General features: G+C 74.1%; 17 protein-coding genes. 8 read left to right on the forward strand and 9 right to left on the reverse strand.

Features of this window, described 5'->3' with window-relative positions; genetic code table 11:
• The first annotated feature begins 128 nt into the window (after window positions 1–128).
• Entirely contained in the window at window positions 129–638 is a 510-nt protein-coding gene (locus AB0399_RS27265; RefSeq protein WP_328473349.1) for a peptidylprolyl isomerase, read from the forward strand.
• A 149-nt stretch (window positions 639–787) separates the two neighbouring features.
• Here the strand turns inward: AB0399_RS27265 and AB0399_RS27270 are convergent, their stop codons facing one another.
• A complete protein-coding gene (locus tag AB0399_RS27270) occupies window positions 788–1,990 on the reverse strand; it encodes an alanine--tRNA ligase-related protein (protein ID WP_366413150.1) in 1,203 nt (400 codons plus the stop codon).
• A 341-nt stretch (window positions 1,991–2,331) separates the two neighbouring features.
• Between AB0399_RS27270 and AB0399_RS27275 the strand changes: the two genes are divergently transcribed.
• Window positions 2,332–4,467, forward strand: a complete 2,136-nt coding sequence (locus tag AB0399_RS27275; protein ID WP_366413151.1) for a SpoIIE family protein phosphatase — start codon at window positions 2,332–2,334, stop codon at window positions 4,465–4,467.
• 152 nt (window positions 4,468–4,619) lie between these two features.
• Window positions 4,620–5,777, forward strand: coding sequence for a PP2C family protein-serine/threonine phosphatase (locus tag AB0399_RS27280; RefSeq protein ID WP_366413152.1), 1,158 nt, complete (start codon window positions 4,620–4,622; stop codon window positions 5,775–5,777).
• A gap of 143 nt (window positions 5,778–5,920) precedes the next feature.
• On the opposite strand, the gene AB0399_RS27285 is transcribed toward AB0399_RS27280, so the two are convergent.
• Entirely contained in the window at window positions 5,921–6,808 is an 888-nt protein-coding gene (locus AB0399_RS27285; protein WP_366413153.1) for an EI24 domain-containing protein, read from the reverse strand.
• A 69-nt stretch (window positions 6,809–6,877) separates the two neighbouring features.
• A complete protein-coding gene (locus AB0399_RS27290) occupies window positions 6,878–7,939 on the reverse strand; it encodes a zinc-dependent alcohol dehydrogenase family protein (protein ID WP_366413154.1) in 1,062 nt (353 codons plus the stop codon).
• Between the two features lie 199 nt (window positions 7,940–8,138).
• On the opposite strand from AB0399_RS27290, the gene AB0399_RS27295 reads away from it, so the two are divergent.
• Together AB0399_RS27295 and AB0399_RS27300 are read left to right on the forward strand one after the other, a co-directional pair.
• Complete coding sequence (locus AB0399_RS27295; RefSeq protein ID WP_366413155.1) at window positions 8,139–9,314, forward strand: PP2C family protein-serine/threonine phosphatase; 1,176 nt, start codon at window positions 8,139–8,141, stop codon at window positions 9,312–9,314.
• 85 nt (window positions 9,315–9,399) lie between these two features.
• Window positions 9,400–9,930 (forward strand): NUDIX hydrolase, encoded by a 531-nt coding sequence (locus AB0399_RS27300; protein ID WP_366413156.1) that lies wholly within the window; start codon window positions 9,400–9,402, stop codon window positions 9,928–9,930.
• Window positions 9,931–10,649: 719 nt separating this feature from the next.
• Here AB0399_RS27300 and AB0399_RS27305 read toward each other — a convergent pair.
• Window positions 10,650–11,945: an enolase C-terminal domain-like protein gene (locus AB0399_RS27305; protein WP_366413157.1), complete on the reverse strand. Its 1,296-nt coding sequence runs from the start codon at window positions 11,943–11,945 to the stop codon at window positions 10,650–10,652.
• A gap of 157 nt (window positions 11,946–12,102) precedes the next feature.
• Here AB0399_RS27305 and AB0399_RS27310 point away from each other — a divergent pair, with 157 nt between their 5' ends.
• On the forward strand, window positions 12,103–12,939 hold the full coding sequence (locus AB0399_RS27310) for an NAD(P)-dependent oxidoreductase (RefSeq protein WP_366413158.1): 837 nt from the start codon (window positions 12,103–12,105) through the stop codon (window positions 12,937–12,939).
• 64 nt (window positions 12,940–13,003) lie between these two features.
• On the opposite strand, the gene AB0399_RS27315 is transcribed toward AB0399_RS27310, so the two are convergent.
• From AB0399_RS27315 to AB0399_RS27335, 5 genes are all read right to left on the reverse strand, one after another.
• Complete coding sequence (locus AB0399_RS27315; RefSeq protein WP_366413159.1) at window positions 13,004–15,076, reverse strand: ABC transporter ATP-binding protein; 2,073 nt, start codon at window positions 15,074–15,076, stop codon at window positions 13,004–13,006.
• Between the two features lie 64 nt (window positions 15,077–15,140).
• The gene (locus AB0399_RS27320) at window positions 15,141–16,178 is read right to left on the reverse strand and encodes an ABC transporter permease (protein ID WP_366413160.1); all 1,038 of its coding nucleotides are present in this window, start codon (window positions 16,176–16,178) and stop codon (window positions 15,141–15,143) included.
• Complete coding sequence (locus AB0399_RS27325) at window positions 16,165–17,118, reverse strand: ABC transporter permease (protein ID WP_328473373.1); 954 nt, start codon at window positions 17,116–17,118, stop codon at window positions 16,165–16,167. Before AB0399_RS27325 ends, AB0399_RS27320 begins: the two co-directional genes overlap by 14 nt.
• A 64-nt stretch (window positions 17,119–17,182) precedes the next feature.
• Window positions 17,183–19,030: a peptide ABC transporter substrate-binding protein gene (locus AB0399_RS27330; RefSeq protein WP_366413161.1), complete on the reverse strand. Its 1,848-nt coding sequence runs from the start codon at window positions 19,028–19,030 to the stop codon at window positions 17,183–17,185.
• Between the two features lie 538 nt (window positions 19,031–19,568).
• Window positions 19,569–20,387, reverse strand: a complete 819-nt coding sequence (locus AB0399_RS27335) for an MBL fold metallo-hydrolase (protein ID WP_366413162.1) — start codon at window positions 20,385–20,387, stop codon at window positions 19,569–19,571.
• 325 nt (window positions 20,388–20,712) lie between these two features.
• On the opposite strand from AB0399_RS27335, the gene wrbA reads away from it, so the two are divergent.
• Both wrbA and AB0399_RS27345 read left to right on the forward strand, forming a co-directional pair.
• Window positions 20,713–21,315 (forward strand): NAD(P)H:quinone oxidoreductase, encoded by a 603-nt coding sequence (gene wrbA / locus AB0399_RS27340; protein WP_328473383.1) that lies wholly within the window; start codon window positions 20,713–20,715, stop codon window positions 21,313–21,315.
• Between the two features lie 196 nt (window positions 21,316–21,511).
• Window positions 21,512–22,102, forward strand: coding sequence for a lytic polysaccharide monooxygenase (locus AB0399_RS27345; RefSeq protein WP_329361396.1), 591 nt, complete (start codon window positions 21,512–21,514; stop codon window positions 22,100–22,102).
• The last annotated feature ends 643 nt before the right edge of the window (window positions 22,103–22,745 follow it).

Consider the following 22,745-nt stretch of genomic DNA (forward strand, 5'->3'; position numbering starts at 1 on the left):
TTGTGGCACGGCGGCAGGTCCCGCCAGCGACGGGAGACCGGACGTGATCGTCCGAAAGGGGACGGAAAGCGGGCGCCCGGGCCGCCCCCTGTGCCGGGGCGCGCGGCGGAGATGTCAGGATGGAGCCCATGGACAACAAGGACAACGTCTACTTCGACATCTCCATCGACGGTGCGCCCGCCGGGCGGATCGTCTTCCGCCTGTTCGACGACGTCGTGCCGAAGACCGCCCGCAACTTCCGTGAGCTGGCCACCGGCGAGCAGGGCTTCGGATACGCGGGCTCCGCCTTCCACCGTGTCATCCCGGAGTTCATGCTCCAGGGCGGCGACTTCACCAGCGGTGACGGCCGCGGCGGCAAGAGCATCTACGGCAACAAGTTCGAGGACGAGAACTTCCAGCTCCGCCACGACCGCCCGTTTCTGCTGTCCATGGCCAACGCCGGCCCGAACAGCAACGGCTCGCAGTTCTTCGTCACCACCGTGGTGACGTCGTGGCTGGACGGCAAGCACGTCGTGTTCGGCGAGGTCGTCGAGGGCCAGGACCTGGTCAAGCAGATCGAGGGCAAGGGCTCGCGCAGCGGCACCCCCAGCGCGAAGGTCGTCATCACCGAGTCCGGCACGGTCAAGACCCTCCAGTGAGCCACCCGCGCTCATCTGTACGGCCTTCCGCCTGACCCATACAGGCGTACGGCGCCCCCGCAGCGGAACACCCGCGGCGGGGGCGCCTTACGTTCGGGGGCCGGCCGGTGACGTTCGGGGGCCGGCCGGCCGCCTGGCGCCCGCCCCGCCTACCGCCCGGGCTCGGCACGCAGGGACGTGACCAGGTCGCGGGGCAGCCCGTGCGTGTCGTGCAGGTAGGCGTAGTCGTCCTCGCCGAGCGGCCCGGCGAAGCGGCGCTGGGACAGCACCCGCCGGCCCCGCTCCAGCTGGGAGGCGAACCGCCGCTCCTCGGCGAGCAGCACCTCGCGCACCCCGGGGCCCTGCTGCGGGCCCTGGGGGCGCAGGCCGAAGTGGCGCAGCGCGACCTCGACCGGCTCCGGCGGCAGGTCGCCGAGGGTACGCTCCGGGTCGTCGCGCCACAGCAGCGTCAGCACCCGGCGGACCAGCCGCCGCAGGACGTACCCGTGCCCGGTGGCGGCCGGCCGTACCCCGTCGGCCACCAGCACGGCGGCCGAGCGCAGGTGATCGGCGACGACCCGGTGCGTGGCCAGGTCGCCGGGCCACAGTCCGGGCAGCACCTCGCGCCAGGCGTCGAAGACGTCCGAGTGGTAGACCGACGGCTTGCCCTGAAGGATCGTCACCAGGCGTTCCAGGCCCATGCCGGTGTCCACGCTGCCGCGCGGCAGCGGACGCAGGGTGCCGTCGCCCTCGCGCTGCCAGCGCATCGAGACGTGGTTCCAGATCTCCACCCAGCGCGGATCGGTGCCGGGGGTGCCGGCCGGTTCGCCGTCGCCGGTCCAGACGAAGATCTCCGAGTCGGGACCACACGGGCCGGTCGGGCCGTTGGTCCACCAGTTGTCCGGGCCGAGGCGCTCCACCGGCACCCCCAGCTCGCCCCAGGCGCGCTCGGCCCCGGTGTCCGGACCGAGCCCGTCGCCGGGGTGGCCGGTGTCGCCGCCGAAGACGGTGGCGTGCAGCCGGGCGGGCGGGATGCCGTAGCCGTCGACCAGCAGCTCGTGGGCCCAGGCGATGCTGCGGGCGCTGTCGTAGTCGCCCAGGGACCAGGAGCCGAGCATCTGGAAGGCGGTCAGGTGGGTGGCGTCGCCGACCTCGTCCAGGTCGGTGGTGCGCAGGCAGCGCTGCACGTCGGCCAGGCGCACCCCGGCCGGGTGCGGGCGGCCGGTGAGATACGGGGTGAGCGGGTGCATGCCCGAGGTCGTGAACAGCACCGGGTCGCCGGGCGGCCGCACCAGCGAGGCGCCGGGCAGCACATGGTGGCCGCGGTCACGGAAGAAGTCGAGGAAGGTACGGACGGTCTGCTCGCTGTCCATGGCGGGAGCCTTTCCGGTGCGGGCGAGCGGAAAGCGGCCGCCGGAGGGCTGCGAGCGGGAAGGAGCGCGAGCCACGCGCACCCGGCGGACCGTTTCCGGTCGCCGGGGGAGTGGGGTGAGGTCAGGCGGCGGCAACCGGCGAGCTGGTCGCTCGCGCGGTCGCGGAGGTGGTGCGTGGCGTGACCTTCATGCCTCGACCGTAACAGCACCGGCCCGGCCGGCGCCGCCGAATTTCACCGGCGTGCACAAACCTGGCATTTACCATCATTCGCCAACTATGGGACAGTGAAGTGCAGCGTGTGGTTTCGGCGTGTGCACCTCAGCGAGGGGAGCCGAGGACGATGACCGCTCACGGCGCCCTGGACGGCGGCGACCCCGAGCCGGACAGCCCGTTCGGCCGCTCCACCGCCGTGTTCGCACAGTTCGACGGCCCCGACCACACCCTGCGCGGCGCCAACCCCGCCTTCCACGACGTGCTCGGCACCGACGCCGCCGCCCTCGGCCGCCCGCTCGCCGACAGCGTGCCCGAGCTCGCCGACCAGGCCCTGACCGCACTCCTGGACGAGGTCTACCGCACCGGCCGCCCCTACTCCGGCCAGGACATCCTGCTCCGTCTCGACATCGGCGGCCACCGCCACGAGGCGTACTTCGACCTCACCGTCGAGCCCCGCCACGCGAGCTCCGGGCAGGTCCGCGGGGTGCGGCTGCTCGGCGTCGACATCACCCCGGTCAAGCACGCCCAGGCGCTCGCCGCCGAGCAGCGCGCGCTGCTGGAGCAGATCGCCCGGCACGCGCCGGTGCGCGAGGTCCTGGAGGGCATGACCCGGGTCATCGAGGAGCTGTCGCCCGGGGTGATCGCCTCCGTGCTGCTCGCCGACCCCGACGGCCTGCACCTGCGGCACGGCGCCGCGCCCAGCCTGCCGGACTTCTACAACGAGGCCATCGACGGCCTCGCCACCGGGGAGGGCATGGGCTCGTGCGGCACCGCCGCGCACCGGCGCCGGCCCGTCGTCGTCACCGAGATCGCCACCGACCCCTCGTGGGAGGGCTACCGCGAGCTGGCCGCCCGCGCCGGGCTCGCCGCGTGCTGGTCCACCCCGATCTTCTCCGCCGGCGGCCAGCTGCTGGGCACCTTCGCGATGTACCACCGCGCCCCGCGCGCCCCGCGGGCATCCGACCGCGCGCTCAGCGCCGCCTTCGCCCGGATCGCCGCCCTCGCCGTCGAGCGCCACCGCGCCGAGGAGGCCAGAGCCGTCGCCGAGGCCAAGGAGAAGGCCGCCCGGGAGGACCTGGCGTTCCTGCTGGAGGCCGGCACCGCGCTCGGCCACGACCTGGACTACGAACAGACCCTCCAGCACCTCGCCCGGCTGTGCGTGCCCGACCTCGCTCCGGTGTGCGTGATCGACGCGGTCTCCGACGGGCGGATGCGCAGGGTCGCCGCGCACGCCGAGGAGCCGCGCCAGCAGCAACTGCTCGCCGCGCACGTCGACGGCGCCGACCTGCCCGGCGCCCCCGACACCACCCGGATCGCCCGCGGCGCCCCCGACACCCCCGGCCCCTGGGACGCGCTCGACGTCACCGGCCACGTACGCATCCCGCTGCGCGAGCGCGGCAGCGGCTACGGCACCCTGACCCTGCTCACCACCGGCGACCACCCGCTCGACTGGCGCCGGGTCGCCCTCGCCGAGGAACTGGCCCACCGCGCCTCCACCGTCGCCCGCAACGCCCGCCAGTACCACGACCGGGCCCGGCTCGCGCACGACCTCCAGGCCGGCCTGCTGCTGGCCGACATGCCCGAACTGCCCGGCGGCGAACTGGCGGCCTACTACCGTCCGGCCGGCGAGGGCCTCGACATCGGCGGCGACTTCTACGACGTGTTCCCGCTGCCCGGCGACCGCTGGGCCTTCATGATCGGCGACGTGTGCGGGCGCGGCGCGCCGGCCGCCACCATCACCGCGCTCGTCCGGCACACCGCGCGCGCCGTCGCCCCGCTGCTCGCCGACCCCGTCGCCGTGGCCGGCGCGATCAACACCGCGCTGCTCGAACGGGTCCCCGGCACCGGCGGCGACTTCGTCACCCTCGTCTACGGCCATCTGCTGCCGCGCGGCGACCGGCTCGACATCGACCTGGTCAGGGCCGGGCACCTCATGCCGGTGCACCACCGGCCCGGCCGCCTGCCCGCGACCGTCAGCAGCGAGGGGATGCTGCTCGGCGCGTTCGCCGAGGCCGTGCCCGAGGCGGCCACGCTGCGGCTGCACACCGGCGAGTCCCTGGTGCTGAGCACCGACGGCATCACCGAGTCCCGCGACTCGACCGGGCGGCAGTTCGGCGAGGCCGGCATCACCCGCGCGCTGGCCCGCGGCCGGCCGGTCGCCGCGCACGAGGTCCTCGGCAGCGTGATCAGCGCCGTCACCCAGCACACCGCCGGCGTCCCCACGGACGACGACCAGGCCCTCCTGGTCCTCACCGCCCGGTGACATCGGGTGCCCCTGAACGGTCCGGGAGAGGGCCGGGGCGGGCCCGAGCGGGGGCCGGAGGACGGCTCGAACCGTTTCCCGGAGGGAAGGGCCAGGCCGTATCGACGCTGTTCGGACGAGAAGTGCGCGGGCCCCGGAGTTAGGTTGGTGACATGGAATCGAGCGGCGCCGACGGGCAGCCGGTCGGTTGGCGGTCGCTCAAGTCGCCACCGATCCTGTTCGCCCTGGCGGTGGCGGCGCTGGTGCTCCTGCTCGCTGTCGACCTCGCGGGGGGTCGCGACATCCGCCTGGCCGGCTTGATGGTCGCCGTGCCGGCGCTCTCCGCGGTGTTCCTCGGCCCGGTGGCGGTCCTGGTGATCGCCGTCCTGACGATCGGCGGGATCACCTGGGCCTCCGACGACAACGCGGCCATCACCACCGCCAACTTCCCCGTGGTGATGGCGACCGTCCTCCTCGTCGGCGTCGCCTCCGTGCTGGCCGCCCGGACCCGCCAGCGCCGCGAGCGCCAGCTCGCCCAGGCCAGAAAGGTCGCGGAGGTCAGCCAGCGGGCCGTGCTGCGCCCGCTGCCGGACCGGCTCGGCCCGGTGACGATCTCTTCGATGTACCTCGCCGCCGACGAGGAGGCGGCGATCGGCGGCGACCTGTACGCGGCGGGGGTGAGCGACCGCGGCGGCACCCGGGTGCTCGTCGGCGACGTGCAGGGCAAGGGCCTGGCCGCCGTCGAGGTCGCGGGCCTGCTGCTGAGCGCGTTCCGCCGGTCGGTACGCGCCCGCGTCTCGCTGCCGGCGCTGCCCGGTTTCCTCGACCGGGGGCTGCGCGCCGACCTGATCGACCTGGAGGACGACACCGACCTGTGCGCACCGGACACCCGGCCGCACCTGCCCGGCGAGTCCGACTACCTGGAGCGGTTCGTCACCGCGGTCGTCGTCGACATCGCCGCGGACGGCTCCGGCCTGCGGATCGCGAACTGCGGGCACCCGCCGCCGCTGCTCATCCACAGCGGCACCGTGCACCAGCTCTTCCCCGAGTTGCCCGACCTGCCGCTCGGGCTGGGCGACCTGGCCCGGCCCGACCAGCACATCGACACCCACGACCTGGCGCTCGGCGACATCCTGCTGCTCTACACCGACGGCGTCATCGAGGCCCGCGACGCCGACGGCGCCTTCTACCCCCTCGCGGACCGCCTGGCCGACTGGACCCGCGACACCCCCGAGGCGCTGCTGGAGGACATCCGCGCCGACCTGCTGCGGTACTCCGCGTCCGGGCTCGGCGACGACATCGCGATGGTCGCGCTCCAGCGGGTGACGTAGCGCCGCCGCGAGCCCGGCCGCTGTGCCCGGCGGCAGGGCGATCAGCGGAAACGCCCTGCCAGGCGTCGACACCCCTGCCGGGCGGCCCCTGTCGACGGTCCGGCCGACACCGGACCGCGTGCGGCGCGAGCCTTTCGGGCGGGTTACGCCCCCGCGCCTCCGCCCGCGCCTCCGCCGGCACTTCCGCCCGCGCCGCCGGACCGTTCGGTCGGGTACGGCCAGGGCTCGTGCGGGGGCGTGGTGCCGAGCCGGCCGGGTTCGGGCTCCGGGTGCGGTTCGGGCTCGGGGCGCGGGGGCGGCGGGAGGAGTTCGCGGACCAGGAGCGTCGCTCCCGCCACCGCGCCGGGCATCAGGACCACCGCGACAAACGGCACCAGGAAGACCACCGCCAGCGGCACCCCGAAGCCGAGCACCAGCGGCAGACGGCGCCGCAGCAGGCGCGTGCGCGCGGTGAGATCGACATCGCGCCGCTCGCACGCCACCGTGCACAGCTCCAGGGCGAGGAAGAAGCCGGAGACGCAGAAGCCGACCGCCGGCACCGCCGTCTGCCCGGCCACCGGGATGAACCCGGCCGCGAACAGCACGACCCCGAAGCCCACCGCCCACAGCAGCACCTGGACACCGTCGCGCACGGCGACCCACACCTCGCGCCACAGCGGCCGCTCGGGAGCCTCGGGGCAGTCGCCCTCGCTCCGCTCCACGCGCGCCGACAGCGCCTCGTAGAAGGGGTCGCCGACCAGCAGCGTCACCGCGGTGAAGGAGATCACCGACAGCAGCAGGCCGCCCCCGAAGAGCATCGCGGTCAGCACCCCGCGGAACGCGCCGGACCACGGCGACGCCCAGTGGTCGGCGAACGGCGTCGCCCAGTCCACCAGGTCCCCGGCCCACAGCACGAGCGCGACCAGCGCGACGACGTACCCGACCAGGGTGATCAGTGCCGGGATCATGCCGAACCGCCAGTCACGGCGGTGCCGCAGCACCCACCGCTGGCCGTCGACGAGCAGCCGTACGCCCTTGATCACGTCACCCATGCGGGGGATCGTACGGTACCGGCACGCCGTGCGGGGCAAGGGAATCGGGCCCGCGGCGCCGGTCCCGGTTCAGCCGGTGGCGCCCTCGCCGGTTCCCCCGGGGAGGATCACCGTCATGCCCGTGGGCGAACCGTCGCTCATCGCCGCCAGCGCCGCGGGCGCCTCCGGCAGCCCGATCTCCGAGCGGACCAGCAGGTCGGGCCGCAGCACCCCCGCCGACACCTGCCGCAGCATCTCCGGGTAGGCGTGCGCGGCCATCCCGTGGCTGCCCAGCAACTCCAGCTCCAAGGCGAGCACCCGGCCCATCGGCACCTCCACGGCGCCCGCCGCCAGCAGCCCCACCTGCACATGGCGGCCGCGGGCCCGCAGCCCGGCCACCGAGGCGGCACACGTCACCGCGGAACCGAGCGCGTCCAGCGACACGTGCGCGCCGCCGCCGGTCACCTCCCGGACCGCGGCCGCGGTGGCGTCCGCGGTCGGCTCGGGCGTCAGGCACACCGCCGCACCGATCGACCCGGCCAGCCACAGCGCCTCCGGCGACGGGTCGACCGCCACCACCCGCGCCCCGCCCGCCACCGCCACCATGACCGCGGACAGCCCCAACCCGCCGCAGCCGTGCACGGCCACCCACTCGCCCGGCCGCACCCGGCCCTGCGCCACCACCGCCCGGTACGCGGTCGCGAACCGGCAGCCGAGCGCCGCCGCGCTGGTGTACGGCAACCCCTCCGGCAACTCCACGAGGTTCACCTCCGCGCGCCGCACCACCACCAGGTCCGCGTACGAGCCCCAGTAGGTGAAGCCGGGCTGCTCCTGCCGCTCGCACACCTGCTGGTCGCCGCGCGCGCAGGCCGCGCACCGGCCGCACGCGTGGACGAACGGCGCCGTCACCCGCGCCCCGGCGCGCACGCCCCGCACCCCGGCGCCGACCGCGACCACCTCGCCGGCGAACTCGTGGCCCGGCACGTGCGGCAGCGTCACCGAGTCGTCGTGGCCCTGCCACGCGTGCCAGTCGCTGCGGCACAGCCCGGTCGCCGCCACGCGCACCACCGCACCGCCCGGCGGCGGTTCGGGGTCAGCCACCTCCCGGACCTCGGCGAGCCGCCCGAACTCCTCGAACACCACAGCCCGCACGGGCCGCACCGCCTTCCTCTCCCGCCGCCCCGTCGCGGGCGGTCCGGCCGCCAGCATCCCAGCCGGCCGCGCCGGGACCGCGCCGACCCGGCGGTACGGCGCGGCAGGGCGCTGTGTGCCACGGGGCCGGGCGGCACCGACGACCGTCCGGCGCCGTACTACCGTAGGAAAGGACGAACATGGCGATACGCTCGCATACGTGACGATCCCTCACCGAAGCCGCCGCTCCCGGGCGCCCGGGAGCCGGCGGCGCGGCCTCGCCCAGTGGTCGCCGCTGCTGCTGACCGTCGTCATCGGGGTGCTCGCGGTGGCCACGCCGAAGGCTTTCGCGGTCAGCCGGCTGCTGCCCGCCGCGCCCGCGCTGGCCGCGTCGATGTGGACGGTCACCGCCACCGTGCTGCTCGGCGTGCTGACGCTGGCCGCGATGCTCGCCATCCAACTCGCCTTCGACGAGCCCGCGACCACCTTCACCGCGGTCGCGATCGCCGGCGTCACCGCCGCTGCCGCGTACGCCGCCCATGTGCGGTTGCAGCGCGAGCGCACGCTGACCCAGGTCCGCTCGGTCGCCGACGCGGCCCAGGCCGTGGTGCTGCGGCCGGTGCCGCGCCTGCTCGGCGGCGTCGGCATCGAGACGCTGTACCTGGCCGCCGCCGAGGAGGCCCGGATCGGCGGGGACTTCTTCGCGGCCGTCGACAGCCCGCACGGCGTACGGGTCCTGCTCGGGGACGTGCGCGGCAAGGGCCTGTCGGCGGTCGGGGTGGCCAGCGCCATCGCCAACGGCTTCCGCGAGGCCGCCTACGACGAACCTGACCTGGCCCGGCTCGCCCGCCGGCTGGAGAGGAGCGTCAACCGCTACAGCGAGACCATCACCGCACCCGACGCGGGCGAGGGGTTCGCCACCGCGATCTTCGCCGAGGTCCGGCCGGCCCGGCGCGAGGTCACGCTGCTCAACTGCGGCCATCCGGCACCGTTGTTGCTGAGCGGCGGCAGCGGCTCCGGGGGTCCCGACGGCGGCTCCATCCGCGTGCTCAACCCGTCGGCGCCGTCCCCGCCGCTGAACATGGCCGCGCTGATCGGCGGGGAGTACACCCTCGACACCGTCGCGCTCGCCCCCGGCGACCGGCTGCTGTTCTACACCGACGGCGTCACCGAGACCCGTGACCGGGACGGCCGGTTCTTCCCGTTGACCGAGTGGATCGCCCAGCAGCCCGCGGTGTCCCCGCCGCACCTGCTCGCCCTGCTGCACCGGCAGCTCCTGAGCTTCAGCGAGGGAGCGCTGGACGACGACATCGCCGCCCTGGTGGTGCGGTGCGACGGCGCCACCGACCACCGGACCGCGGCGCCGTCCGGTGCGTCGCCGGCCTCCGACCGCTGAAATCCGGCGGCGGCGCCGCCCAACCCTGTGCGAGGATCGCCCCTTTGACGTGGCGACGGCGCAACGCGCGGGCGGAGGGCGGACGATGACGGTGACGGGATCGGCGGCGCGGGCGGACGACGGGCGCGGAAGCGGGGACGAGCCGGAGCGGCAGGTGCAGCGCAGGCTACGGGTGGCCGCGTACGGGGTGTGCGTGCGCGACGAGCGGCTTCTGCTGTCGCACGCGGTCGCGTTCGGACGGTACCCGGCGGGCTGGACGATGCCGGGCGGCGGCCTCGAACACGGCGAGGACCCGCTCGACGCGGTCGTCCGCGAGATCGAGGAGGAGACCGGCTACCAGGTCGCCGTCGACCGGCTGCTCGGCATCGACTCCTTCCGCGGCAGCCGCGTCCTCGACTCGGGCGTCGTCGACGACTTCCAGGGGATGCGGATCATCTACCGCGTCCATGTCATCGGCGGCGAGCTGCGGGACGAGGTGGGCGGCTCCACCGACCACGCGGCCTGGGTGCCGCTCGCGGACGTGCCCGCCCTCGACACGGTCGAGCTGGTCGGCGTGGCCCTGCGGCTGCACCGCGAGCAGCCCCCCGCCGGCCGGATCACCCCGCAGGACCTCTGACCGGCGCCGATGGGCTGCCGCGGGCGAGCGGCGCCCGTATGGGGCGGTGACGCGGGCCGCGCACCGGGCCGATCCCGCGCTCGGGCCGGCACGGGGGCCTGTTGGTGCTGCCGGAGGGCGGCGGGTCTCGGAGCTGGGGCTGGGGCGGGCGCCCCGAACCGCTTCCCGGCTGTTGGTGATGCCGGGGGGGGCGGCGGGTCTCGGAGCGGAGCTGGGGCTGGGGCGGTTGCGGTCCTGCGGTTGGGCCGGGCGCCCCGAACCGCTTCCCGGCCAAGGAAGCGCCGGCCTTCGACGGGGACGACGAGTCGGAGCGCTCGCTGGTCGGGGCCGTGACCGGACGCGCGCCGGACCTGGCTGTTCCGGAGTCGTTGCGGCGCTGCACGCGGGCGCGGGTCGAGCGGGCGGTTGCGGGTCGGCACGCCCGACCGGTTCATCAACCTCTCGCCGGACACGCCCGCGCTGAGGGACCGTCAGCGCACGATCCGGCCGCGACACGTGCAGGCGCCCGCGGAGCGCGGCCGCCCGCCGACGACCTGGCCCGCACTGCCCCGGCCCACCTCGTCCCAGACGCCTTCTCCCTTGCGGTCCAGTCCGCCGACCCCGCACGGATGATCGGCGCGGCGTTCGCCGTCGTCGAGCCCGGTCGGCTCCCGGCCGGGCGGCCAGGGACCGAGCCCCGGCCGCGCGGCGGCGAAGGTGACCCGGTCCGGCGCCGCCGCTCAGGGCGCGTTCAGGCTGCCGTCCGGGTGGCGGACGCCGGTCGCCCAGCGCTCGTGCAGGAACTTCGTCGGCGGGAAGCGGACCGCGGCCTTCTCGTCGAGGTCGACGCCCCAGCCCGGCGCGTCGGAGGGCGCGAGGTGGCCCTCGCGCACCACCGGGGTGCCCGGGAAGACCTCGTGGGTGGCGTCGTTGTAGGTGTGCGACTCCTGGTAGCCGAAGGCCGGGGTGGAGATGTCGACCGCGAGGTTCGCCGCCACGCCGACCGGGGAGATGTCGCCGGGGGAGTGGAACGCGGTGCGCACGCCGAGCAGTTCGGCCAGTGCGACGAGTTTGCGGGTCGGGGTCAGGCCGCCGACCGCGGAGGTGTGCAGCCGCAGCAGGTCGATCCCGCCGTTCTTGATCAGCCGTGCCGCGTCCGTGACGTTGCCGATCTGCTCGCCGACCGCGATCGGCACCGGCGACGCGGCGCGCACCTCCGGCAGCCGGTCGTAGTACTCCGGCGCGATCACGTCCTCCAGGAACGACAGCCGGTACGGCTCCAGTTCGCGGGCGAGGACCACCGCCTGCTTCGGGGTCAGCCGGCTGTGCACGTCGTGCATCAGGCTCACCTCCGCGCCCAGCCGCTCCCGCGCCGCCGCGAAGAGCTCCGGCGTGGCCCGCAGGTACTGCGCGACGTCCCAGCCGTCCGGGTGCGGCGAGCGCGGATAGCCGCCGCGGGTGCCGGGCGCGCCGTACGTCCCCAGCCCCGGGCCGCCGACCTGGAGCCGCACATGGCGGTAGCCCCGCGCCAGCAGCTCCTCGGCCCCGGCGAGCGTCTCCTCGACGGTGCCGCCCGCCGCGTGCGAGTACACCTCGACGGCGGATCGGCTGCGCCCGCCGAGCAGTTCATACACCGGCATCCCGGCGCGCTTGCCCGCGATGTCCCACAGCGCCTGGTCCACGCCGGACAGCGCGTTGCCCAGCACCGGGCCGCCGCGCCAGTACGACGAGTAGTGGATCATGCGGGTGATGTCCTCGATGTCGGCCGGGTGCCGCCCGACCACGAGCGGGCCGACGTGCTCCTCGACGGCGGCGACGACCGCGGCGTACCGCTGGGTGAAGGTCGCGCAGCCCAGCCCGTACAGGCCCGGCTCCGAGGTGTCGACGCGGACGACGACCAGCGGCATGCCCTCCGGCGCCGTGACGATCGCGCGGACCGCGGTGACCCGCAGCCGGTCCCGGCCCGGCCAGGGCGGCGCGGCCTGCGGGAGCGCGCCGGAGTCGTCGAGCAGGCGGTCGGGGCCTGAACCGGTCATGGGGATTCCCCTGTTCGCGGATAGAGCGAGCGGACGGGGTCATGTTACGTTTCCCGCACGGCAACGTCATATTGCTTTTGTCATCGCGCAAGAACGCAACATTCGTCCGGTCCGCGGGCGATGTGACCGTCGGCGCCACCGAGAGGAAGAAGCCACCGTGAAGGTTCTGGTCACCGGCGCGGGCGGCCTGCTCGGCCGCGAAGTCGTCACGCACCTGCGGGAGTCGGGGCACACCGTACGGGCCCACGACCGCACCGCCCCGGGCCCCGCGACCGCCGACGAGGTCGCCGGCGGGGACCTGCTCGACCCCACCCGGCTGACCGGACTCCTCGACGGCGTCGACGCCGTCGTGCACGCCGCCGCGCTGCCCTCACCGGAAGCCGCGCCCCACGACGAGGTCTTCGGCAACAACGTCCGGGCCGCCTACCTGGTCCTGGACGCCGCCGGCCGCGCGGGTGTCCGCCGCGCCGTCAACATCTCCAGCCTGTCCGCGCTGGGGCTGGCGTTCTCCGCGCACGACGCGGCACCCCGCTTCGTGCCCGTCACCGAGGACCACCTCTACGTCGGCGACGACGTGTACGGCCTGTCGAAGTACGTCAGCGAGACCATCGCCGCCACCACCGCCCGCCGCTACGGCGGCACCGTCGTCTCGCTGCGCTTCCCCTTCCTCGGCACCGGCGAGCGGCTGCGCGCCCACCTGGCCGCGGTGCACCGCGACCCCGGCTTCGACCGCGGCTCGCTGTGGGGGTGGCTGGACACCCGCGACGCCGCCCGCGCGATCGGTGCCGCGCTCACCGCACCGGTCGAGGGGCACCCGGTGATCAACGTCGCCGCGCCCGACACCACCGCCCTGGAACCGACCGCGGAACTGCTGCGCCGCTACCACCCCACCGCCCGCGTCGACACGCCCCTCGACGGTTTCGCCGTCCCCTTCGCCCTGGCCCGCAGCCGCGAACTGCTCGGGTTCACCCCGCGGTACACCTGGCGCCCGTAGCCGCCTCGGCTCTGCCCGTGGCTGCCCGGAGCCCGGTTCGCGGCCCGGCCGGGACGGCGGGCGGTCAGACGGGCGCGGGCACCGGCTCCTCGGGGACCGGCTGCTGGAGCGGGAAGTGGCAGGCCGCGGTGTGGCCGGGGCCGAAGGAGCGCAGCGCGGGCTCCTCGGCCGCGCACAGATCGGTGGCCAGCGGGCACCGGGTGCGGAAGCGGCAGCCGGACGGCGGGGCGGCGGGGCTGGGCAGTTCGCCGGTGATCGCGGCGCCGCGCTTGGCGCGCTCGGCCGCCGGGTCCGGCACGGGGACGGCCTCCAGCAGGCCCGCGGTGTAGGGGTGGGCGGCGCGCAGGTGGATGTCGTCGGCGCTGCCGACCTCCACCAGCCGGCCGAGGTACATCACGCCGATCCGGTCCGCGAGGTAGCGGACCACGGCGAGGTCGTGCGAGATGACCACGTACGACAGGCCGTGCGACGCCTGGAGCCGCTTCATCAGGTTGAGCACCTGGGCCCGCACCGAGACGTCCAGCGCGGAGACCGGCTCGTCGGCGACGACCAGTCGCGGGTTGAGCGCCAACGCCCGTGCCAGGCCGACCCGTTGGCGCTGGCCGCCGGAGAACTCGTGCGGGAAGAGGTCCAGGCCGCGCTCGGGCAGGCCCACTTCGGCGAGCAGTTCGGCGACCCGGGCCTTCTGCTCGCGCGCGGTGCCGATGCCCTGGATGCGGAGCGGCTCGCGCAGGATGCCGCCGACCCGCATGCGCGGGTCCAGCGAGGAGAACGGGTCCTGGAAGACCATCTGCAGGTCCCGGCGGCGCCGGCGCAGTTCACGGCCGCGCACCTTCGCGAAGTCGGTGCCGTCCAGGGTGACCGTGCCGGCGTCGGGCCGGTCCAGGCCGACCAGCAGGCGGCCGAGCGTGGTCTTGCCGCAGCCGGACTCGCCGACCAGGCCGAAGGTCTCGCCGTGCCCGAGCGTGAAGGAGACACCGGACACGGCGTGCACCACCCGCCGGCCGTGCCCGGGCAGCCGGGCCCCGCGCACCGGGAACTCCCTCACCAGGCCGTGCGCTTCGAGCAGCGGCCGGTCCGGGTCGGCCGGCTTCGTCTCAGGGGCGGCGGTCCTGGCCTCGGGCGCGGCGGGGCGCGGCACCACGGCGGTGGCGCCGGCCGGCCGGGGCCCGTCGGTGGGGTGCCAGCAGGCGTACCGGTGCTCGGCGGTACCGATGAGCACCGGCTCGTCGGTGCGGCACTGATCGGTGGCATACGCGCAGCGGTCGGCGAAGCGGCAGCCGGCCGGCGGGTCGGTGAGGTCCGGCGGCAGGCCGGGAATGGTGGGCAGTTGCCGGGCCGGGTCCTGGTCCAGCCGCGGCACCGAGGCCAGCAGGCTCTGGGTGTAGGGGTGGCGCATGCCGCGGAAGAGCCGTTCGGTGCGGGTGCTCTCGGCGATCCGGCCGGCGTACATCACGTTGACCCGGTCGGCGTGCCCGGCCGTGACCCCCATGTCGTGGGTGATGAGGATCATCGCCATGCCGAGCCGGGAGCGCAGGTCGGCGAGCAGGGTGAGGATCTGCGCCTGGATGGTGACGTCGAGCGCGGTGGTGGGCTCGTCGGCGATGAGCACCCGGGGCTCGTTGGCCAGCGCCATGGCGATCAGCACGCGCTGGCGCAGGCCGCCGGAGAGCTGGTGCGGGTAGTCGTCGAGGCGTTCGCGCGGGTGCGGCAGCCCGACCAGGCCGAGGACCTCGGCGGCGCGGTCGGCGGCCTCGGCCCGGGTGCAGCCGCGGTGCAGCAGGACGGGTTCGGCGACCTGGTGGCCGATGGTCTTGGTGGGGTCCAGGGAGGTCATCGGGTCCTGGAAGACCATCGCGATGTCGTTGCCGCGCACCCGGCGCAGCTCGTGGTCGGGCAACCCGACCAGCTCGCGGCCGTCCAGCCGTACCGACGAGCCGTCCAGCAGCCGGCCACCGGGCGGCAGCAGGCCCATCAGGGACAGGCCGGTCATGGACTTGCCGCAGCCGGACTCGCCGACCAGGCCCAGCGTCTCGCCGGCCTCCAGGTGGAAGGAGACGTCCTCCACCGCCCGTACGACACCGCGACTGGTGCGGATGTGGGTGGTGAGGTTCTGGACGTCGAGCAGGGGAGGCATGCCGTTCCTCGATTCGTCGCCGGCCCCGGCCGCCGGCCCGGGAGCGGGCGCGGCGGCGGAGCGGTCACGTGCGTTGCAGGCGGACGTCCAGCGCGTCGTGGAAGGCGTCGCCGATCAGGTTGAAGGCCACGACGGTGATGATGAGGACCACCGCGGGCGGGTACACCAGCCACCAGTACCCGTCGTACAGGTAGTCGAGGCCGCCGGTGAGCATCGTGCCCCAGTCGGCGTGCGGCGGCGGCAGTCCGAGCCCGAGGAAGCTCAGGGTCGACAGGGTGAGGATGGAGTCGGCGATGGTGAAGGTGGCGCTGACGATGATGACGCCGGCCGCGTTCGGCACCAGGTGGCGCAGCACGATCCGCCGGCCGGTGCCGCCCATCATCCGCGCCGCCTGGACGAACTCCCGGGTGCGCAGGGTCAGTACCTCGCCCCTGACCAGCCGGGCCGCGGCGAGCCAGGACAGCAGCGACATCACCACGATGATCAGCCACAACGACGGCGTGAACATGCTGACCACGATCAGCAGCAGCACCAGGCCGGGGATGGCGAGGAAGGTGTCGACGGCCCGCATCATCACCGCGTCCACCACCCCGCCGAAGTACCCGGCGAAGGCGCCGTACAGGGTGCCGATGACGGTGGTGGCCAGCGCGACCGCGAAGCCGAGTTCCAGCGAGGAGCGGCCGCCGGCCATCAGCCGGCCGAGCACGTCGTAACCGGAGGCGTCGGTGCCGAGCGGGTGGCCGCCCCCGGGCGGCAGCTCGGCGAGGTCGAGGTGGACGGTGACCTGGTCGGTCCGGTACAGCAGGGGTCCGATGAAGCAGAAGGCGGCGACCACCGCGACGATGCACAGCCCGGTCAGGGCCCGGGGGTTGCGCAGGAACGCGGCGGCCGACAGCCGCCCGGAGCCGCGCCGGACGGTCAGGGCGCCGGCCTCGGGCGCGCCGGCCTCCTTCGCGCTCGCACCGGTCTCCTTCGCACCGGCTCGGGGCGCGCCGGTCCCCTTCGCATCGGCCTGCGGCGCACCTGCCCCCTTCGCACCGCCTCCCGGTGGGTCCGCCTCCGGTGAGCCGGCCGCGGCCGGCCCGGTGTCATGAGTGGTCATAGCGAATCCGAGGGTCGAGGAGGCTGTAGGCGATGTCCGCGAGCAGGCTGCCGACGACGGTGGCCACGCCGACCACCAGCGTCGAGCCGAGCAGCACCGGATAGTCCTTGCCGGTGGCGGCCTGGTAGAACAGCAGCCCCATGCCCGGGTAGTTGAAGACGGACTCGGCGATCACCGCGCCGGTGACGATGGCCGGCGCCGACAGGCCCAGCACGGTGATCACCGGCAGCAGGGAGTTGCGCAGCACGTGCCGGCTCAGTACCAGCCGGCCCGGCAGCCCCTTGGCGCGCGCCACCAGGATGTAGTCCTGGGCGAGCGTGCTGATGGCTGACGAGCGCATGTACCGGCTGAACCCGGCCACGGTGACCAGCGAGAGCGTCACCACCGGCAGCACCAGGCCGCGCGGGTCGGACAGGATGCCGGCGACCGACTCGGCCTGCGGCGCCTGGGAGGGCAGCACGTGCAGCTGCACCGAGAAGAGCGCGACCAGCAGCAGCGCGAAGAAGAAGTCCGGCATCGAGTACAGCACGAACGACACCACGGTGAGCACGTGGTCCACCGCGCGGTCCCGCCGTACGGCCTGGTAGATGCCCATCGGCAGCGCGACGGCCAGGGCGACCACGGTGGACAGCCCGAGCAGCACCGCGTCGCGCGGCAGCCGCTGCGCGATCAGCGTGGACACCGGCTGGTGCAGCGAGTACGACGTGCCGAAGTTCCCCTGGGCCGCCTGCTTGACGAAGTCCACGAACTGCACCGCCAACGGCCGGTCCAGGCCGTTGGCGGCGTTGAAGACCGCGATCCGCTCGGAGTTGGCCCGCATGCCGAGCGTGGCCCGCGCGGCGCTGCCCGGTTCGAGGTGGATCAGCGCGAAGGTCACCACCATCACGCCGATCACCACCACGACCGCCTGACCGGTCCGGCGCAGGAGGTAGGCCGTCACCGGGCGCCCGTCACGAGGTCCGCGCCCGTCATGAGGTCCGCGCCCGTCATGAGGTCCGCGCCCGTCACGAGGTGTACGCCCAGTCCTCGTAGGCGACCGTGCCGGAGAACGGGTTGAGCGGCACCACGCCCTGGAGCTTGCTCCGGTACACCAGCAGGCTGCTGCGCAACGGCACCCACAGCCACGGCAGTTGCTTGGCGGCGTAGTCCTCGTAGGTGGAGAACGCCTGCGAGGAGGCGCCGTACTCGGTGGCCTTGATCAGCTTGTCCATGGTCGGGTCGGAGTAGCCGCCGAGGTTGCCGGAGCCGCCGGTGTCGAAGAAGCCGGTGCCGTTGGGGTAGAGCGGGTACGGCTCGTAGCCGAAGTCCGACAGCTGCCAGCTGCAGCCGGACGCCGGGTGGGACTGCGCGGTGCAGGCGCCCATGGTGCCGAGCAGCGTGTTGAACGGCTCCGCCTTGAGGTTGAGGGTGATGCCCGCCTGCGCCTCGGAGGACTTGATGGCGGCTTCCTGCTCGTCGGTGGTGGCGCGGCCGGAGGAGTAGACCATCTGGAAGGTCAGCGGCTGGCCCGCCTTGATCCCCGCGCCGCACTGGGAGGCGCCGGTGCCGGGGCTCTGGCAGGTCGTGGTGCCGCCCGGCACCACCTTCCAACCGTGCGCCTGGAGCAGGGACTTCGCCTTGTCCGGCGAGTACGGGTACGGTCCGCCGGACTTCTCCAGCGGGGTCGCCCAGGTCTCGGTGGCCTTGACCGGCACCGGCCCGTTGCCCGGGTCCGCGTAGCCGTTGTAGACCTTGGAGACGATCTGCGGGCCGTTGATCAGGTACTGCATGGCCTGGCGGACGTAGAGCTGCCGCAGCACCGCGCCGACCTTGGCGTTGTACAGGTTCGGCAGGATGCCGGCGACGCCGGGGATGGGCACGCTGGCGATCGAGTAGCCGCTGGAGCGCAGCGCCTGCGCCTGCTTGACGTCGTTGAGCGGCAGCCCGGCCACGTCGAGGGAGCTGCCGGAGCGCAGCGCGTTGAGCTCCGGGGTGTCGGTGGTGAACGGCTGCATGACGAGCTTGTCGACCGACGGCTTCGCGGAACCGGAGTACGCCGGGTTGGGCACGTAGCTGTAGTAGCCGTTGCTGCGGAACTCCTTGAGCTTCCAGGGCCCGTCGACCACCTGCCACAGCGGGTTGGTGGCGAAGCTGCCGATCTTCGCCCCCTCCTTCTGCAGGTAGGAGTAGACCGCCTTCGCGCCCGCGGTGGTCGTGTCGTGGTCGCCGACCGCGCCGCCGGCGGAGGTCTTGTCCCAGGCGTGCTGGGGGAGCAGCGGGATCGTGCTGAGCACGTCGTCGGTGTAGAAGTCCGGGTTGTACGCCCGGGTGAGGTCGAGCACCACCGTATGGGCGTCGGGGGTGGCCACCTTCGCCACGTCGTCCGGGAAGAGTCCGGGCAGGTGCGCGGCCCAGTTCTTGGAGTTCGCCTTGAGGAGGTTGTAGACGAAGGTGAAGTCCCGGCTGGTGAGGGGCTTTCCGTCCGACCAGTTCCAGTCCTTGAGGTGGATGGTCAGCCGCTTGTCGCCGTTCGAGTAGTCGAGCGAGGTGAACAGGCTCTTCTCCTTGTTCACCTCCGCCTTGGCGCCGTCGCCGGGGTAGACGAGGTACGGCCACAGGGCCTCGGTGAGGTTGGCGTTCCAGCCGTTCTGGTTGGTCGCCGGGACCAGCGGGAAGATGAAGTCGGGTACCGCCGCCACCTCCGCGACCGTGAGGGTGCCGCCCTTCTTCACCGGGCGCTTCGTCGCGGTCGCGTGCTGGCCGTCGGAGATCGAGTCGTGGTCGCCCCCGCCCCCGCCGCCGGTGCACGCCACGGCGGCCATCGCCAAGGCCGCCGCCACCGCGACACCTCTGGTACGTCGGATCACGCGCATGCGTGTCATCGCCCTCCCCACTCGTGCGGCACCACATCGGGACCGATGACGACGTGGCATACGGCAGGTGCACGACAAGCATCGGCTTGAAAGATCTACCCGGGCCCGCGTGGGCTGAAGCGCCACGAACGTCGATGTCCCGAACTCCCGCCGCTGCGGGAGGGCGCTCGTTGATCAACGACCAGCATGGTGGGCGAATGTTGCGGGAGTACTGCGACAGTGTGTCACTGTCCCGTCCACCTCGACCTGCTCGTGCGGCACGCGGGTCCCGGCGCTCTCGGCATTCCCGGGGGTTCCCGGCATTCCCGGGGTTCCCGGCGCCCCCGGGGTTCCCGTCGGGCGCGGCACGGTGGGGAATCCGGCGCGGCGCCGAGCCGTTGGCCTGCTGACGACGCGTGACCTCCCGCCCGCTCGGCGGAAGTTACGGGCGCGGGCGCGGGCGGAGGCGTCGGCGGCGGGATCGTAGGGCGCTGCCGCCTCCAGCCGACGGAACGAGGGCGCGCGGAGAGGCCGTACGGCGCGCGCGGGCGGTGAGGAGTCAGGCGATCGGCGGCGCGAGGTATTCGAGCGCGTAGCCGGCGGCGCCCTCGCGGGTCACGCGTCCCACGCCGGGCGAGTCCAGGTGGGCGCCGGCCACGAACTGTGCCGGTGCGGCCAGTTGGTCGAGGAGAGCGTGTCGCGACGCGCGTGCCCGCGCCTGGTCCTTGTCGAACTCCCATGACACGTCCGGCCGGGCGAACTGCAAGGAGGGCACGTGAACGGTGTCGCCCCACACGAGCAGCCGACCGGCGTCGCTCCTTGCCTCGTAGACGGTGTGACCGGGTGTGTGTCCGGGAGCCGGAACGGCCGTGACGTGGTCGGTGACGGCGACCGGGTGGGTGACGGGGACGGCGCGGTCGCGGAACGGTTCGAGCCGCCCGGTGAAGACGGAGGTGTCGCCCGCGCCGATCCACACGCGCCGGAGCTCGGGGAACGCTTCCGCGCCGTCGGGGGCGACGAGGCCGCCCACGTGGTCTTCGTGGCGGTGGGTGATCGCCACGTCCGTGATGCCGTCCCGGTCGACTCCGGCTTCGTCCAGGGCGTCGAAGAGCGATCCCATGGTGGAGTCCCAGGTGTCGGACGCGCCGGTGTCGATGAGGACGGACGTGGTGCCGTCGCTGACGAGGAAGGCGTTGACCGACAGCCGCAGGTTGCCGTCGACCAGCGGGACCGTGTCCGGCAGCGTGTCGAACGGGCCCCCGCTCTCGTCGCGAAGCAGGGTCGGCGGCATGTCGAGGTGGCCGTCCCGCAGGGAGATGACCCGGAGGTCGCCGAACTCGAAGGTGGCGTGGAGGGGACCGCTCGAAGTGAGGCGCATGAGATCTCCGTCAGGTAGTCGTGGCCGCTCGGTACGCGGGGGGCAGCCCGCCCGGGCAGCCGGGTTGCGGCGAGGGGCGCGACAGCGGTCGTTCCCGCGCCGGTGAGGAGGGGAAGCCGCCGTGTGAGGTGCCGTTCGACGATCTTCCTCTCTCCCGGCCGCGTCGCGCGGCCGTACGGGTGAACCGGGGGCGGCGCGGGCCGCCGGTCGCCGCCGGAGGCGGTCGGGGCGCGGAGAGTTGGGGGAGTGCGACCGGGCGGCGCCGTAGCGGCGCGCGGCACGCGCACGCACACCGCATCACTGTCGAGCGGGCGGAGAAACGCACGTGGCTGTCCGAGTTGCCGTCATCTACTACAGCGCCACCGGGAACGTCCATCAGCTGGCCCAGGCCGTCGCCAAGGGGGCCGAGAGCCGGGACGCCGAGGTGCGTCTGCGCAGGGTCCCCGAACTCGCGCCCGACTCGGCCATCGACGCCAACCCGGCCTGGCGCGCGCACGTGGACGCCACGAAGGACGCGGTGCCCGAGGCGACCCTCACCGATCTGGAGTGGGCCACCGCGTACGCCTTCGGCACGCCGACCCGCTTCGGCAACGTCACCGCCCAGCTCAAGCAGTTCATCGACCAGACCGGCGTGCAGTGGCAGGCGGGCGTCTTCCACAACAAGCCTGCCACGAGCTTCACTTCGGCGATGAACGCGCACGGCGGTCTGGAGTCCACGCTGCTGTCGCTGAACAACGTGTTCTACCACTGGGGTTGCATCATCGTGCCGCCCGGCTACACCGACCCGGTGCTCTTCGCGGCCGGCGGCAACCCGTACGGCACGAGCTGGGCGAGCGGGGGCGGCCAGGGGCCGGACCAGGCGACGTTGGACGCGGCGCACTACCAGGGCAGGCATCTGGCGGACATCGCGGGGCGGTTGGAGGGCTGAGGGTCCGTGCGTGCGAGCTCCCGGGCCGGGCGGTCCGGGAGTTCGCGCGGTCCGGGAGTTCGGGCGGTTCGGCCGGTTCGGCCGGTTCGCGCGGGGGATTGGCCGAGAGTTGATGTGGACATGGCGAATCACCGACGCTAGCGTGCGAGTTGGTCTAGACCTGACCTGGACCGTACCCCCACCTCTGGAGTCCACCATGCGCAAGAAGATCGCCACCGCGGTGGTCGGCGTCGGCGTCGCCTCCGCGTTCGCGCTGAGCACCGGCAGCGCCAGCAGCCACGGCTACATCAGCACCCCGCCCAGCCGCGCCGCGCTCTGCGCCGCCGGCACCGTGACGAACTGCGGCGACATCCAGTACGAACCGCAGAGCGTCGAAGGCCCCAAGGGCTTCCCGGCCGCCGGCCCCGCCGACGGCAGCATCTGCAGCGGCGGCAACGCGCGCTTCTCCCAGCTCGACGACCCCCGCGGCGGCGCGTGGCCCGCCACCCACGTGACCGGCGGCCAGAGCTACACCTTCACGTGGACGCTCACCGCCGAGCACTCCACCACGGACTTCTCCTACTACCTGACCAACAGCAGCTACGACCCCACCAAGCCGCTGACCCGCTCCGAGATCAACACCACCCCGTTCCTGACCGTGCCCTACAACGGCGCCCAGCCGCCCGCCACCGTGGTCCACCAGGGCACGATCCCCACCGGCCACACCGGCAAGCAGCTCATCATCGGCGTGTGGACCATCGCCGACACCGGCAACGCCTTCTACTCCTGCGCGGACGTCCAGTTCTGACCCGCCGGGCCGCCCGCGCGACGGCCTCGCCCGGGTCGCGCGCCTTCGCGGGGTCGGCCTGCCTGCCTGCGGGTGGGCCGCCCGACCCCGCTCGCCCACGGCTGCCTGCCCACCGCCCTCGGCAACCGGCTGCGCGCCACCGGGTACTACCCGCTGGAGCGCCACGGCATCGACGCCGTCGTGGTCTTCCCCCGGCCGCGCCCCTTCCTGCCGGCCGCCGCCGTCGCCCGCGTCACCTCCGCCCGCACCGCCTTCGACGGGACGGTCGGCGGGCTCGGCCCGTCCGCCGCCTTCGGCACCGCCTGGCCGATCGCGCTGCTCGCCTTCGGCCGCCCCTGGCTCGCGGTCCGGGCGCTCGCGGCCTGGCCGGTGGCCTGGGTCGCCCACCGCGCCGCCCGCCAGGCCGCGGTCGCCTACGGCCAGGAGGTGCGCGTCGTCCTCGACCTGCACCGGGGCGCCCTGCTGCACCACCTCGGCCTCGACGTGCCCGGGCGGGGCCGACGCCGAACGCCGCGTGTGGGACGACCTGTCGCAGTTCTACCTGCGCAACCTGCCGCTCACCGCGTACGTTCCCGCGCCGGCCGCGTCGGTTGCTCCGGCCGCGCACCCGCCCTCGTAGCCGAGGGGCGCGGCCGGCGTGCCC

It is taken from the genome of Streptomyces sp. NPDC088194 (assembly GCF_040702025.1).
GTDB lineage: Bacteria > Actinomycetota > Actinomycetes > Streptomycetales > Streptomycetaceae > Actinacidiphila.